Genomic DNA, 14,602 nt, shown 5'->3' on the forward strand with positions numbered 1-14,602 from the left:
TAAAAACAAAAAACCCAAGCCGAGGCTTGGGTTTTTAAACAATTAACTAAAAGAACTTACTTCTTCTTTTTAACTGCTTTTTTGTTTGGTAAATCAGTGATTGAACCTTCAAATATTTCAGCTGCAAGGCCGATTGATTCGTTCAATGTTGGGTGAGCATGAATAGTTAATGCTAAATCTTCACCGTCAGCGCCCATTTCGATACCTAGACCGATTTCGCCCAGCATTTCACCTGCGTTAATACCAATCATAGCACCACCGATAATACGGCCACTTTCTTTATCAAAGATCAGTTTAGTAGAACCTTCAGTACGAGAAGATGCAATTGCACGACCTGATGCAGCCCATGGGAATACAGCTGTTTCGATGCTTAAGCCTTGCTCTTTTGCTTCTTTCTCAGTTACGCCAACCCAAGCGATTTCTGGGTCAGTATAGGCAATTGAAGGAATACATTTCGGATCAAAGTAATGTTTTTGACCAGAGATAACTTCAGCAGCAACGTGACCTTCATGAACCGCTTTGTGCGCAAGCATAGGTTGGCCAACTAAGTCACCAATCGCGAAGATGTGGTCAACGTTAGTTTTAAGTTGCTTATCAACATTAATGAAGCCACGCTCATCAACATTAACACCCGCTTTGTCAGCATCTAATAAGTTACCGTTTGGTGTACGACCAACAGCAACTAATACTTTGTCATAACGTACTGGTTCATCTGGTGCGTTTTTACCTTCAAATGTAACGTATAAGCCGTCATCTTTCGCTTCTACGCCAACAACTTTAGTTGATAGCATAACGTTAAATTTATCACTTACGTATTTTTGGTAAATCTTGATGATGTCTTTATCAGCAGCTGGTACTAGTTGGTCAGCAAATTCAACCACGTCGATTGCAGAACCTAGTGCGCGATACACAGTACCCATTTCAAGACCAATAATACCACCACCTAATACTAATAGCTTTTCAGGGATGTCTTTAAGCTCTAGTGCACCGGTTGAATCAATTACGCGGTCATCTTCAGGAATGAAAGGTAAGTTTACAGGTTTAGAACCAGCAGCAATGATAGCGTTATCAAAAGTAATTGTTGTTTTACCGTCAGCGCCTTCAACATCAAGCGTGTTGCTACCTGTGAATTTACCGTAACCGTAAACCACTTTAACTTTACGCATTTTAGCCATACCGTCTAGGCCACCAGTAAGTTGGCTAACAACTGACTCTTTCCACGAACGAATTTTATCTAAATCAATTTGTGGTGCGCCAAAAGTTACACCATGAGATGACATTTCTGCTGCATCATCAATTACTTTAGCTACGTGTAAAAGTGCTTTAGAAGGAATACAACCAACATTAAGACATACACCGCCTAATGTGTCGCGAGATTCTACTACTGTTACTTCTAAGCCCAAGTCAGCAGCACGGAAAGCCGCAGAATAACCACCAGGACCACCGCCTAGTACAACAACTTGAGTTTTTAATTCGTTGCTCATGCTTTTACCTTAATTGTTTGAACGGGACACTGCCCTAAAGTTTAACTGCCATGTTTCTGCAAGGCAGAAAGGGAGAGCAGATCAAAAATTTATGCAAGATATATAAAGATTGTATCATTGCAAATGGTAAAAATCCCAGCAAAAAACAACTGGCTGGGATTTGATTCTATTTATTTCGCTACATGCAGCAATTGCTTACATTACTAATTGGCGAATATCGCTCATGTAACTTGCTAAAGTTACAGTAAAGCGTGCCGCTAGTGCACCGTCAATCACCCTATGGTCGTAAGACATAGAAAGTGGAACCATTAGTTTTGGTTCAAACTCTTTGCCATTCCACTTAGGTTTAATTTCAGACTTAGAGACACCTAAAATAGCAACTTCTGGGGCATTTACGATTGGCGTAAAGGCTGTACCGCCAATACCACCAAGGCTTGAAATTGTAAAACAACCACCTTGCATATCAGACGAGGTAAGTTTGCCGTCACGCGCTTTAACAGATACTTCCATTAATTCACGCGATAATTCAATGATGCCTTTCTTATCAACATCTTTAAATACTGGCACAACCAAACCGTTTGGCGTATCAACAGCAACACCTATATTGATGTACTTCTTAAGAATTAAGCTTTCACCGTCGTTAGATAGTGATGAGTTAAATGTAGGGAACTCAGCAAGTGCTTTCGCTGCTGCTTTCATTACAAATACCAGCGGGGTGATTTTAACACCTAGCTTTTTCTTCTCGCTAAGGGCATTTTGCTCTTTACGGAACTCTTCAAGAGTTGTGATATCAGCTTCATCAAACTGCGTAACATGCGGGATTTGCACCCAGTTACGGTGTAAGTTTTTACCCGATAGCTTTTGAATACGAGATAGTTTTTTCTCTTCGATTTCACCAAATTTAGCAAAATCAACTTTTGGCCATGGAATCAAACCAAGTTCACTACCACCAGTATTGCCAGAAGCTGTCGCTAATTGGCCTGATTCAACTTGCTTAACTAAGTTCTTCACATAGTCTTGCACGTCTTCTTTCACAACGCGATTTTTACGACCTGAGCCTTTTACGTTCGCAAGGTTAATACCAAACTCACGGGCTAAGCGGCGAACAACTGGCGATGCATGAGCATACGCACTATTGTTTTCAAAACTTTCATTGCTCGCTTTTGCAGGCGCTGCTTGTGCAGCTGGAGCTGATTCTGCTTTCGCTGCTGGTGCAGATTCAGAAGCCGCTTTTTCAGCGGTAGCTGCAGGTGCACTGCCTTGCACTTCAAATACAAAGATAAGTGAACCGGTCGATACTTTATCGCCCGCAGCAACTTTAATCTCTTTAACAGTACCGGCAAACGGTGCTGGTACTTCCATTGCCGCTTTGTCGCCTTCAACGTTTAAGATTGACTGATCTTCAGTAACCTTATCGCCTACTGCAACCATCACTTCAGTGACTTCAACCTCATCACCGCCGATATCAGGCACGTTTACTTCTTTACTGCTTGGCGCTGAACTTTGTGCCGGCGCAGACTCTTGAGCTGGCGCTGTTTCTGCTTTCGCAGCTGCAGGCTCACTACCAGCCACTTCAAAAACAAACACTAAAGAGCCTGTTTTTACTTTATCGCCAGCGGCAACTTTAATTTCTTTAACTGTACCTGCAAACGGCGCTGGTACTTCCATTGCCGCTTTGTCGCCTTCAACGTTTAAGATAGATTGTTCTTCTTCAACGGTGTCGCCAACAGCAACCATGATTTCCGTTACTTCAACTTCATCATCGCCGATATCTGGTACGGTGACTTCTTTAGTTGTTGAACCTGAAGACGCAGCAGGTGCTGCAGCTTCAGATTTTGCTGGTTCTGCAGGCGCTTCGCTAGATGCTTGCTCTTCACCTTCAAACAAGAATACTAAAGAACCCGTAGTAACCGTGTCGCCCACGTTTACTTTGATTTCTTTTACAGTACCGGCTTGTGCCGCAGGTACTTCCATTGAGGCTTTATCACCCTCGACAGTTAGTAATGATTGGTCAACGTCAACTTTGTCACCAACGCTCACTAGAATTTCGGTTACTTCGACTTCATCGCCACCGATATCTGGTACTTTAATTTCAATACTCATTGCAAACCTCTTATGCGTACAGTGGATTAAGTTTGTTAGTGTCGATGTTGAACTTTTTAAGTGCTTCAACCACAACTGACTTCTCAACTTCACCACGTTTAGCAAGTTCAGATAACGTCGCAACTACTACGTAGCTGGCGTTAACTTCAAAGTGACGACGAAGGTTTTCACGGCTATCAGAACGACCGTAACCATCGGTACCTAATACTTTGTAGTTGCTGCTTGGAATGAATGAACGCGCTTGTTCTGCGTAGTTTTTCATGTAATCCGTTGCGGCAACAGTCACTGAGTCATTTAATACACTGGTGATGTAGGCAGTCTTCTGTTCGCTTTCAGGGTTAAGCATATTAAAACGCTCAACATCTTGCCCTTCACGAGTTAATTCGTTAAACGACGTTACTGAATACACATCAGATGCAATACCGTAATCATCACTTAAAATCGCGGCTGCTTTACGCACTTCAGTCATGATAGTACCTGAGCTTAATAGCTGTACGTTGGCTTTTTTGCCTGCGTAGCTTTCTAGCTTGTAGATACCTTTACGAATACCTTCTTCAGCACCTTCTGGCATAGCAGGTTGTGCATAGTTTTCGTTCATAAGCGTTAGGTAGTAGTAAATATTTTCTTGATCTTCACCGTACATACGACGAATACCATCTTGAACAATAACCGCTACTTCGTAAGCGTATGTTGGATCGTAAGAAATACAGTTAGGTACTGTGTTAGCAAGAATATGGCTGTGACCATCTTCGTGCTGTAGGCCTTCACCGTTTAATGTTGTACGACCAGCAGTAGCACCTAATAAGAAACCACGTGCTTGTTGGTCACCCGCCATCCATGCCATGTCGCCAACACGTTGGAAACCGAACATTGAATAGTAGATATAGAATGGGATCATTGGTAAATCGTTAGTGCTGTATGATGTTGCCGCAGCAACCCACGATGACATTGCGCCTAACTCGTTGATACCTTCTTGCAATACTTGACCAGATGTTGCTTCTTTGTAGTAAGAAACGATATCACGGTCTTGCGGCGTATAGTTTTGGCCATGCGGGTTATAAATACCGATTTGACGGAATAAACCTTCCATACCAAAGGTACGCGCTTCATCGGCAATAATTGGTACGATGTTTTTACCAATACCTTTATCTTTCAATAAGATATTAAGTGCACGAACAAAGCCCATAGTGGTAGAGATATCACGCTTTTGCTCTTCAAGTAGTGGCTTGAACGCTTCTACTTCTGGCAGTACTAACTTTTCAGTAAAGTTAGGAATACGTTTTGGCGTATAACCTTTAAGTGCATCACGGCGAGCATGTAAGTACTTGTGCTCAGCCGAACCTTCTTCAAGTGTTAAATAAGGAAGTTCTGCAAGTTGCTCTTCAGATACTAAATCATCAAGACCTAAACGTGAACGTAAATGGGCAACGTGTGACATGTCCATTTTTTTCACTTGGTGAGCAATATTCTTACCTTCAGCCGCTTCACCCATGCCGTAACCTTTTACAGTTTTAGCTAGGATAACTGTTGGGCGACCTTTGGTCTCTTCTGCTTTTTTGAATGCAGCGAATAATTTTGATGGCTCATGACCACCACGCTTAAGCGCGAAGATTTCGTCATCTGTCATATCAGCAACAAGTGCTGCTGTTTCAGGATAACGACCAAAGAAATGCTCACGTACGTACGCGCCATTTTTAGCTTTATAAGTTTGGTAATCGCCATCGACTGTTTCGTTCATCAATTGCAATAACTTACCTGTGGTGTCTTTAGCTAGTAGGATATCCCAGCCGCTGCCCCACACTAGCTTGATCACATTCCAGCCAGCGCCTTTGAATAGACCTTCAAGCTCTTGAATGATTTTACCATTACCCATTACTGGGCCATCTAGGCGCTGTAAGTTACAGTTAATTAAGTAACAAAGGTTGTCTAGTTTTTCACGGGCAGCAAAAGAAATAGCGCCACGCGATTCTGGCTCATCCATTTCGCCATCGCCTAAAAACGCGTATACACGTTGGTTTTTAGTGTCTTTTAAACCACGACCATCTAGGTACTTTAAGAAGCGCGCTTGGTAAATAGATGCGATAGGACCAAGACCCATAGATACCGTAGGGAACTGCCAGAATTCAGGCATTAATTTAGGGTGTGGGTAAGATGGTAAACCTTCGCCATCAACTTCTTGACGGAAGTTATCAAGCTGCGCAGCAGATAAACGACCTTCAACAAATGCACGTGCATAAATACCCGGAGAAATATGACCTTGATAATAAACTAAGTCACCGCCGTCTACATCATTTGGGGCTTTGAAGAAATGGTTAAAACATACTTCATAAAACGCCGCTGATGACTGGTAAGACGCCATATGGCCGCCTAGGTCGAGGTCTTTTTTCGAAGCACGCAATACAATCATGATTGCGTTCCAACGAATAATAGAACGAATACGGCGCTCAAGGTTTACGTCCCCTGGGTAAGCAGGTTCTTGATCTACCGGGATCGTATTAACGTAGTTTGTGTTGATACCTGTTGGCATATCAACACCGTCTAAACGGGCTTGCTCTAATACTTGCTCAAGTAAAAACTGAGCACGTTCAACACCTTCTTCACGCACAACTGATTCAAGAGCTTGTAACCACTCTTGTGTTTCTAGCGCGTCTACGTCAATTTTATTGACTTCAGACATATGGAGGTTTCCTTATGTTTAAAATACGAATGTTCTTAATTAGCACTGTGGTAATCGTGTTGCCATATACAGCACTTGCTTAAATTATTTATCTTTAACTTAGTTTTTTGTTACTTAATTTTGCTTTGTGCGTCTTAAACTACGCTCAATTCGTGAATGCTCTTTACCTGCTTCCAATAACGCTTCTTCAATGAAAGCTAAGTGAGCATTACTGGCAAGTCGCGCCTGCTCTGGATTCCCTTCAATCACTGCATCCATCAATAAACGGCGGTGCTCAGCTAAGCGCGAACTAATATGCGGCTTCTCTAACAATACCGTTAAATTTTGTAAAACATTTTGCTCAAGCAATGCCCGCATACCGCGCACTAAATGCAGTAACACCACATTATGCGAGGCTTCTGCAACACTAAAGTGAAACGCGTTAATTGCTTTGGCTTTTTGTAGTAAATCATCATGAGCCAATGCAATGCATTCAAAGCTTTGCTTAACTTTAGCAAAGTCAGTGCTAGTACCACGAAGCGCAGCATAATAAGCTGCAATCCCTTCGAGAGCATGACGAAACTCTAGTAAATCAAACTGTGATTCAGGATGTTTACTGATCAAGTCAAATAACGGATCAGTGAGCCCTTCTTCTAGCTGATTTTTTACAAACGTCCCGCCACCTTGACGTCGCGTTACTAAGCCTTTTGCCTCTAGCTTTTGAATGGCTTCACGTAATGAAGGGCGAGACACTTCAAATTGTTTGGCTAATTCACGCTCTGGCGGCAGTTTCTCACCCGGTGCTAATGAGCCCTCAAGAATCATGTTCTCAAGTTGCTGTAAAATAACATCCGATAGTTTTGCTGCTTTAATCTTTAAAGACATTAATCAACGTCCGCATTGTAGTGGAAATGTAACCTGAAAAATCCAAGTTTGTGCCCAGAGACTAGACCAAAAGGTAAATTGGTCATACCAAATTTGAGCCATACGTTATCAAAAAGCAAGTTTGCTGTCAATTTCGCTGCGACGCACCTTAAAAAACACCCTAACGTATTTTGCACAAAGATCAAACAGTATGAGATAAAGCCTGTGTTTAGGAAGGAATTTTATAAAAAAACACAATGGTCTGACCAGATGATTGGGAGATGAAGCTTTAGGTTTTAGGTTTTAACAATAACTTCCCTAAAACCTAGCACCTGTTTATTTACGCTAACCCGCCAAACAACGTTAGCAAGGCAATCAACACCAAGTAAAATAACACATTTCGTTTTACAAGCTTCATCATACAAGTTGCTTCATACGCGCAACCAAAATGTTGCTGTTCTATTTGCTCTGCGGCAAGCGCGGTATTAGTAACCACTTTACGGTTACTCACTGTAAAATCGAGTGCATAATGCAGCCAGCAACTGGTGCCTTTATTAAAGTTACCTATTACTAGATAACCAAAGCTGGCGATTCTGGCTGGTAACCAATCAAGCCAAAATAATAATGAATGAATAAGTTTAAAACGTTTGGCATACACAACTTTATGGTCGTCCTGCACTAAATCAGCAAAAGTACGTACTAATGCATACAAGGTCGCGCCAGGTACGCCTAATATTACAAACCAAAAAATAACTGCACAATAAAAACGAAAGTTTACCCAAGCCAACGTTTGTCCAAAAGTTTCGCCGCCTTTTTGCTCTTCCGTTTTCTTTTGCCCCATTTGCAGTGCATATAAGGTTGCCGCTTGCTGATCATCACGGGTTAGCGCATTTAAATAGGACTTATATAAAGCACGTTGTTTAGCACAGCCAAAGCAAACCAGCAGCACAGCCACATTTATGGCTAACTGCCATAATACAAAATCAGATAAGGTAAAAATAACCGCCACAAGTAATACCGGCAAACACAGCCAAATAATAAATCCTGCAGGCGAATTGAATAGACCTTGCTCGCCAAGCTGTTTTTTTGAACGTGTTAAATAGCCTTGCGCGTAATAGCTTATTTGCCAATAATCAGATCGGGCACCTAAACGCTCTAATATCAGAGCTATTATTATAGAAATTAAGATCATACTTTTCTCTTTCCAAATGGGCGCTAGTTAAAATATAGCAGCAAAATAATGATTCCAATCAAAACTGTCTCCAGGGTCTGTTTTTCGCCCTGGTGCAATGTGACAATGGCCAACAACACGCGAGCGTGTGATAGCTGGGTATTTATATATCAATGTCTTAGTTAAGGATTGTAATGCATTATATTGATTTTGGGTATACGCCGTTGTATCTGTACCTTCAAGCTCAATACCAATACTAAAATCATTACACTGACTACGTCCTAAAAACTCAGACTGGCCAGCATGCCAAGCACGTTTACTAAAAGGCACATACTGAACTATTTCACCGCTGCGTTTGATAAAACAATGTGCTGAAACTCTCAACCCCTTTAAATCAGCAAAGCTAGGGTGTGCTTGGCAATCAATACATCCCATAAACAAATCATCCACAAACGGCGTGGCAAACTGCCCTGCTGGCAAGGAAATATTATGAATCACTAATAAAGATATTTCCTCACCTAGTGGGCGCTCATCAAAATGCGTACTTGGTCGCTGGATAGCGGTACTAACGACACCAAAAGAGTTTATTTTCATAGTTTATATTCATAATGGCCTGTAAATAAATGTATAGTCAGATGCTAATAGATTTCCAAGTAGAATAACAGCAAAGCACTTTCATTGTTTTGCGCCGGTAGCAACGAGTTTACCTCGCAACTGTTTTTACATTTCCATAGACAAACCAATTTCACCACCGAGAAGAGAAAGCCACGGGCTACGGGTAACGAGCTGCGGGCTGTAAGTTCACCTAGCAGCTAGTCACTTCCCTAGTTCCTATTTTCCTATTTTCCTCTAAAGCGCAGCGCCTCTTATCCTCTTTGTGAATAAATTTTAATTGCGCGGGGTAAACCCGCACCTACGCATTGGTAGCAGCGAGTTTACCTCGCGACTATTTTTACATTTACACAGACACACTATTTAACCACCGAGCCCACCGAGGCGCTTTGCTACACCGAGAAGACAAAAGTAAAGTTAATCACTATTACCTATTGGTTTTTCCTCTGTGAGCTCGGTGCTCTCTGTGGTGAATAAATCACTAAAAGACTTTTGCACAAAGAGAAGTGAATGAGAAGAACAAATGCCACGGGCTTCGAGCGACGAGCTTCGAATACCCCCTAGCATCTAGTCACTTCCTAAAACCTAGTCCCTATTTTTAAATTACTTCTCTAATGCGCGGCGTCTCATAACCTGTTTGTGAATATACGCGGGGTAAACCCGCGCCTACGTATTGGTAGCAACGAGTTTACCTCGCGACTGTTTTTACATTTACACAGACACACTATTTAACCACCGAGCCCACCGAGGCGCTTTGCTACACCGAGAAGACAAAAGTAAAGTTAATCACTATTACCTATTGGTTTTTCTTCTGTGAGCTCGGTGCTCTCTGTGGTGAATAAATCACTAAAAGACTTTTGCACAAAGAGAAGTGAATGAGAAGAACAAATGCCACGGGCTTCGAGCGGGGAGCTTCGAATATGCCCTAGTATCTAGTCACTTCCTAAAACCTAGAACCTATTTTTAAATTACTTATCTAATGCACGGCGTCTCATAACCTGTTTGTGAATATACGCGGGGTAAACCCGCACCTACGCATTGGTAGCAGCGAGTTTACCTCGCGACTGTTTTTACATTTACACAGATACACTATTTCACCACCGAGGCGCTTTGCCACACCGAGAAGACAAAAGTAAAGTTAATCACTATTACCTATTGGTTTTCCTCTGTGAGCTCGATGATCTCTGTGGTGAATAAATCACTAAAAGACTTTTGCACAAAGAGAAGTGAATGAGAAGAACAAATGCCACGGGCTTCGAGCGACGAGCTTCGAATACACCCTAGCACCTAGTCACTTCCTAAAACCTAGAACCTCACTCTCTAGAACCTAATCAAACTTATAGCTTCAGCCTTCTCTTTCACTTTCAAACCATGTAAAATTTGTGCAATTTCCTAATTATAATGAGCTTTTATAATGTCTATCCCACACAGCCTTTTAAGCCAATTGGTTAAACTTGCCCTTGATGAAGATTTAAATTACCAAACAGCCGAACAAGGCGACATCACCGCGCAATTAATTCCAGCGGCGCAGCATGCTAATGCCAAAGTGATCACCCGTGAAGATTGCGTGTTTTGCGGTAAAGACATTATCTTAGAAGTATTCAAACAAGTTGATCCGAGTGTAGCCGTTAATGTATTGGTAAATGATGGTGATACAGTTAAAGCTAACGATACCTTATTTACAGCAATAGGTTCTGCCCGCGCTATTTTAACAGCCGAACGTACCGCACTTAATTTTGTACAAACCTTGTCAGGTACAGCAACCACCACAGCGCATTATGTAAAAGAACTCAGTGGCACTAACACCCAACTACTCGATACCCGTAAAACAATTCCGGGCCTACGTGCATTACAAAAGTACGCGGTCAAATGTGGCGGTGGCGCAAATCATCGCATTGGCTTATTTGATGCGTTTTTAATTAAAGAAAACCACATTGCCGCCTGCGGTGGCATTGATAAAGCCGTAGCGCAAGCAAAACTTAATCACCCAACTAAACCAGTAGAAGTAGAAGTAGAATCACTTATTGAGCTAGATCAAGCCATTACAGCCGGTGCTGATATTATAATGCTGGATAACTTTAGCGTTGCGCAAATTCAACAAGCGGTGGTACTGACCGATAAGCGCGCTAAATTAGAAGTCTCGGGTAATATGACCTTAGAAACACTGCGCACCTACTCACAGGCTGGGGTCGATTTTATATCCAGCGGGGCACTTACAAAAAATTTACAGTCAATCGATTTATCAATGCGCTTTGAGTAATAATCAAACTAAATAACAAATATTATGTTTCCCTAATGCGTTGACAAACTGATTAAAAAAGCATTAAATACGCCGAAAGGCTTACACTGTAACAAAATGTTAATTTTAGTGCTTTATATAATACGAAATAGTGCTAATGTAAGCCTCTAGGATGAATGAATTAACTTTCAACCAATTCTAAAGAACTACTTTCAGGTATTGTTTTACACCGCACGGCTACTTTGATGAAAGCTGTGAGTTAAATAAACAACATTAATACCAAGTAGTGGGTGAAGAAAGTTTTTAAAATTCGATGAAATGCAGTTAAAGCCGCTTTCAATCAGCTGTTTTAGTGCTAAAGTAGATCTAACAGAGTAATTTTAATAGTTGCTAAAACCTATCCAGCATTATTTAGCTAGGCACTGGGTTAGGTATTAGTAATTTAACGATTTTAAAAAAACCGTAAGATAAAGCAGTTACAATAGCTAACGTGATTACACACTTTACTAACATAATTTATTTAGCTTACAAAAACACTATCCTTTAGGAGAGGAACATGGAAAAAATGACACAACAAAGTCAAAAGGGTTTTACCCTAATTGAATTAATGATTGTTATCGCAATCATCGGTATTCTTGCAGCTATTGCATTACCGCAGTACCAAACTTACACTAAAAAAGCACGTTTTTCTGAAGTTGTACTTGCTGCATCTTCAGCTAAAGGACTCGTAGATGTATGTTATCAGACTCGTGGTGAAGGTAGTTTAGCTAACTGTGATACTGCTGGGAAAATTGGTTTAGATGTAGATGGCGCAGCTGCAGGAAAACAAGTGAAAAGTGTTGGAATTACAGCAACTACAGCAGTTGTGACTGCAACGGGTGAATCAACAGTAGATGATTCAACTTATATTTTAACACCAACACCAGCTGTTAGTGGAGCTGTATCTTTAGGCACATTAACTTGGGCACAAACTGGCTCATGCATCGCTGATGGGCTTTGCTAATAACGAAGCACAGCTAAAGTTAATGAGAAAAGCACTCGGCTTCTCATTGATCGAGCTAATGATTACCATCGCCATTGTGGGGATTTTGGTGTCATTAGCTCTTCCTGCCTATAACAACCACTACAAACGCGCTAAATTTACGGAAGTAGTACTTGCAACTAACGCCCTGCAACGCGCTATTGAAGTTTGTTTTTATGCTAGAGAAACACTCAATAATTGTGACTCATTCAGTAAAATAGGTACCAATAAATCAAATTATCTTGCACCAAAGTTCATTGCTAATATTGAGATATTAAACACAGCAGGGAACTATAAAATAACCTCCACTGCAAGCAGTGAAGCTTCAATATCAAATGCTGGTGATACTTACATCATGGTTGCGAATATAAATGCAAATCAACTCCAGTGGGAGTTATCTTCTGCAAGTACATGTATTAGCGAAGGGACTTGTTAAAGGTAAGTACACCATTGCTTTTTGTAATATTAACAATGCCATTCTTGGTGATTACCCCACATATTGTTTTACACTCAGTTGCAAAATCTGTTGATTCAAAAAACTCATTCATTTCGATTGGTGGAATCGATTGGCCAATTAACTTGTCGTACAACGGACGGTTTTTAGTGCCAACAGCTGGTTCATTAAACGAGTAAAAACCCTCGAACGTATACCCACCTCTCGCATCGCCTTTTGAAATTGCAAAATATGATGCCTGCCATTTCACAATATAAGCTAAGCGCTGACTGTCAATTTGCTTTACACCATAACCTAAAGAAATTACTTGCAAAAATACGATAAGTATCAGGTTGGTGATATTTTCTTTCCTTGTTTTTACTGGCGATAATAACCAAAAACAAAGTACCGGCCCGAGAATTAAATCAATTGATAGAATGATTCCAGCAAGTCCAACTAAGTCTGTTAAATAATGTCTACCTGCATAAAACCACTGAGAATAAATATAAAAACCAGCAATCGATAATACAAGTAGTCCGAGTAAAAAATGCAAACCAGACCATTTTAGTTTTCTTAAGTAAATAACACTCATTAACGCATTACACTCCAACTAAAAGATAAACAAATTGAATTAAGCCTATTTAATCAGCTTAAGTTTATCTAATCAATTGTTTAAGCAGTTAAAGCTGGCTACTATAGAGTATAATAATTTTTTATTTCCTAAACGTAATTCGGAATAAAGTAATGGCTAAAGAAACAGATAAAAAAGGACAAGATACCTTCGAATGGGTTGGTGTAAGCGCCCGAGGGAAACGTTTAGAAGGTGAAATGAATGGGATGAGTATAGCTTTAGTCAAAGCCCAATTACGTAAACAAGGCATCACCCCCTCAAAAGTTAAACGTAAAGCCAAACCTCTATTTGGCGCACGTATGCAGAAAATTACAGCAAAAGATATTGCTTTAGTGACGCGGCAAATTGCCACTATGTTAATGGCAGGTGTTCCCCTTATTCAATCAATAGAAATGATTGGCACTGGTGCCACTAATAAAAGTGTTGGCAAACTGATGGAAACTATTGGCGATGAAGTCAAAGCCGGTGGTACTTTATCTAATGCACTGCGTAAACACCCTCGTTATTTTGATGATTTATATTGTGATTTAGTCGCCTCTGGTGAACAATCTGGCTCTTTAGATAAAATATTTGATCGCGTTGCACTTTATAAAGAAAAGTCCGAAGCGCTGAAATCAAAAATTAAAAAAGCAATGTTCTACCCTATAGCGGTATTGGTGGTGGCCTTAATTGTTACCTCAATCCTGCTTATTTTTGTCGTACCACAATTTCAAGATATTTTTGCCGGCTTTGGTGCAGAACTCCCTGCATTTACTTTAATGGTCATTGCCATCTCTGAGTTTATGCAAGAATACTGGTGGATTATATTGATTGCGCTCTTTGGCTTTGGTTACGCTTATAAGGAAGCGCTACTAAAAAGTAAAAAACTACGCGATGCCACCGATCGCGCTATTTTAAAAATGCCGGTAATTGGTATGATTTTAAACAAAGCTGCAGTGGCACGTTATGCTCGTACACTTTCGACCACCTTTGCGGCAGGTGTACCGCTAGTTGATGCGCTGGACTCAGCTGCTGGCGCTTCAGGTAATGCGGTTTATCGTTATGCTATTTTAGACATTAAAGCTGAAGTAAGCTCGGGTAATCAAATGAACTGGGCGATGCGCAACTCAAAAATATTCCCCGATATGGTGATACAAATGGTCGCCATAGGTGAAGAGTCAGGCTCTTTAGATGGTATGCTGGCAAAAGTCGCCACTATTTATGAGCAAGAAGTTGATGATGCAGTAGATGGCCTATCGAGCTTATTAGAGCCGCTTATTATGGCGGTACTCGGCGTACTGGTTGGCGGTTTAATTATTGCCATGTACTTACCTATTTTCCAACTTGGTGCAGTTATATAAAAGCTGTAAGTTGTAAGCTGTAAGCTGTAAGCGGTAAGCGGTAAGCGG

Annotated in this window: 11 protein-coding genes; 4 read left to right on the plus strand and 7 right to left on the minus strand. The window is 40.9% G+C overall.

Annotated features, from left to right (window positions below; all coding sequences use genetic code 11):
• Positions 1-56 precede the first annotated feature (56 nt).
• The 6 genes from lpdA to ampD form a co-directional block, all read right to left on the minus strand.
• The gene (gene lpdA / locus H5183_RS09570; protein ID WP_182731557.1) at positions 57-1,484 is read right to left on the minus strand and encodes a dihydrolipoyl dehydrogenase; all 1,428 of its coding nucleotides are present in this window, start codon (positions 1,482-1,484) and stop codon (positions 57-59) included.
• 195 nt (positions 1,485-1,679) lie between these two features.
• Positions 1,680-3,587, minus strand: a complete 1,908-nt coding sequence (gene aceF, locus H5183_RS09575) for a pyruvate dehydrogenase complex dihydrolipoyllysine-residue acetyltransferase (protein ID WP_149981339.1) — start codon at positions 3,585-3,587, stop codon at positions 1,680-1,682.
• 10 nt (positions 3,588-3,597) lie between these two features.
• Positions 3,598-6,264, minus strand: coding sequence for a pyruvate dehydrogenase (acetyl-transferring), homodimeric type (aceE, locus tag H5183_RS09580; protein ID WP_182731558.1), 2,667 nt, complete (start codon positions 6,262-6,264; stop codon positions 3,598-3,600).
• A gap of 114 nt (positions 6,265-6,378) precedes the next feature.
• The gene (pdhR, locus tag H5183_RS09585; protein ID WP_145235214.1) at positions 6,379-7,128 is read right to left on the minus strand and encodes a pyruvate dehydrogenase complex transcriptional repressor PdhR; all 750 of its coding nucleotides are present in this window, start codon (positions 7,126-7,128) and stop codon (positions 6,379-6,381) included.
• Positions 7,129-7,447: 319 nt separating this feature from the next.
• A complete protein-coding gene (gene ampE / locus H5183_RS09590; protein WP_182731559.1) occupies positions 7,448-8,299 on the minus strand; it encodes a beta-lactamase regulator AmpE in 852 nt (283 codons plus the stop codon).
• A 27-nt stretch (positions 8,300-8,326) separates the two neighbouring features.
• Entirely contained in the window at positions 8,327-8,872 is a 546-nt protein-coding gene (gene ampD / locus H5183_RS09595) for a 1,6-anhydro-N-acetylmuramyl-L-alanine amidase AmpD (RefSeq protein ID WP_145235210.1), read from the minus strand.
• Positions 8,873-10,304: 1,432 nt separating this feature from the next.
• Between ampD and nadC the strand changes: the two genes are divergently transcribed.
• From nadC to H5183_RS09610, 3 genes are all read left to right on the plus strand, one after another.
• Positions 10,305-11,150 (plus strand): carboxylating nicotinate-nucleotide diphosphorylase, encoded by an 846-nt coding sequence (gene nadC / locus H5183_RS09600; RefSeq protein ID WP_182731560.1) that lies wholly within the window; start codon positions 10,305-10,307, stop codon positions 11,148-11,150.
• Between the two features lie 535 nt (positions 11,151-11,685).
• Positions 11,686-12,132: a prepilin-type N-terminal cleavage/methylation domain-containing protein gene (locus tag H5183_RS09605; RefSeq protein WP_182731561.1), complete on the plus strand. Its 447-nt coding sequence runs from the start codon at positions 11,686-11,688 to the stop codon at positions 12,130-12,132.
• Positions 12,119-12,586 (plus strand): prepilin-type N-terminal cleavage/methylation domain-containing protein, encoded by a 468-nt coding sequence (locus H5183_RS09610; RefSeq protein ID WP_259397165.1) that lies wholly within the window; start codon positions 12,119-12,121, stop codon positions 12,584-12,586. The genes H5183_RS09605 and H5183_RS09610 overlap by 14 nt, the downstream gene beginning before the upstream one ends.
• On the opposite strand, the gene H5183_RS09615 is transcribed toward H5183_RS09610, so the two are convergent.
• Positions 12,567-13,175, minus strand: a complete 609-nt coding sequence (locus tag H5183_RS09615) for a fimbrial assembly protein (protein ID WP_182731562.1) — start codon at positions 13,173-13,175, stop codon at positions 12,567-12,569. The genes H5183_RS09610 and H5183_RS09615 overlap by 20 nt on opposite strands.
• Positions 13,176-13,327: 152 nt before the next feature.
• On the opposite strand from H5183_RS09615, the gene H5183_RS09620 reads away from it, so the two are divergent.
• On the plus strand, positions 13,328-14,554 hold the full coding sequence (locus H5183_RS09620; RefSeq protein ID WP_182731563.1) for a type II secretion system F family protein: 1,227 nt from the start codon (positions 13,328-13,330) through the stop codon (positions 14,552-14,554).
• Positions 14,555-14,602: the final 48 nt, after the last annotated feature.

The sequence above is a fragment of the Pseudoalteromonas sp. SR44-8 genome (assembly GCF_014163635.1).
Taxonomy (GTDB): domain Bacteria; phylum Pseudomonadota; class Gammaproteobacteria; order Enterobacterales; family Alteromonadaceae; genus Pseudoalteromonas; species Pseudoalteromonas rhizosphaerae.

What these genes read in the sequence shown, in the direction of transcription:
- ampD (WP_145235210.1), bottom strand. Translation starts at nt 8,872, where the DNA reads ATGAAAATAAACTCTTTTGGTGTCGTTAGTACCGCTATCCAGCGACCA.
- lpdA (WP_182731557.1), bottom strand. Translation starts at nt 1,484, where the DNA reads ATGAGCAACGAATTAAAAACTCAAGTTGTTGTACTAGGCGGTGGTCCT.
- H5183_RS09615 (WP_182731562.1), bottom strand. Translation starts at nt 13,175, where the DNA reads ATGAGTGTTATTTACTTAAGAAAACTAAAATGGTCTGGTTTGCATTTT.
- nadC (WP_182731560.1), top strand. Translation starts at nt 10,305, where the DNA reads ATGTCTATCCCACACAGCCTTTTAAGCCAATTGGTTAAACTTGCCCTT.
- H5183_RS09620 (WP_182731563.1), top strand. Translation starts at nt 13,328, where the DNA reads ATGGCTAAAGAAACAGATAAAAAAGGACAAGATACCTTCGAATGGGTT.
- H5183_RS09610 (WP_259397165.1), top strand. Translation starts at nt 12,119, where the DNA reads ATGGGCTTTGCTAATAACGAAGCACAGCTAAAGTTAATGAGAAAAGCA.
- aceE (WP_182731558.1), bottom strand. Translation starts at nt 6,264, where the DNA reads ATGTCTGAAGTCAATAAAATTGACGTAGACGCGCTAGAAACACAAGAG.
- aceF (WP_149981339.1), bottom strand. Translation starts at nt 3,587, where the DNA reads ATGAGTATTGAAATTAAAGTACCAGATATCGGTGGCGATGAAGTCGAA.
- H5183_RS09605 (WP_182731561.1), top strand. Translation starts at nt 11,686, where the DNA reads ATGGAAAAAATGACACAACAAAGTCAAAAGGGTTTTACCCTAATTGAA.
- pdhR (WP_145235214.1), bottom strand. Translation starts at nt 7,128, where the DNA reads ATGTCTTTAAAGATTAAAGCAGCAAAACTATCGGATGTTATTTTACAG.
- ampE (WP_182731559.1), bottom strand. Translation starts at nt 8,299, where the DNA reads ATGATCTTAATTTCTATAATAATAGCTCTGATATTAGAGCGTTTAGGT.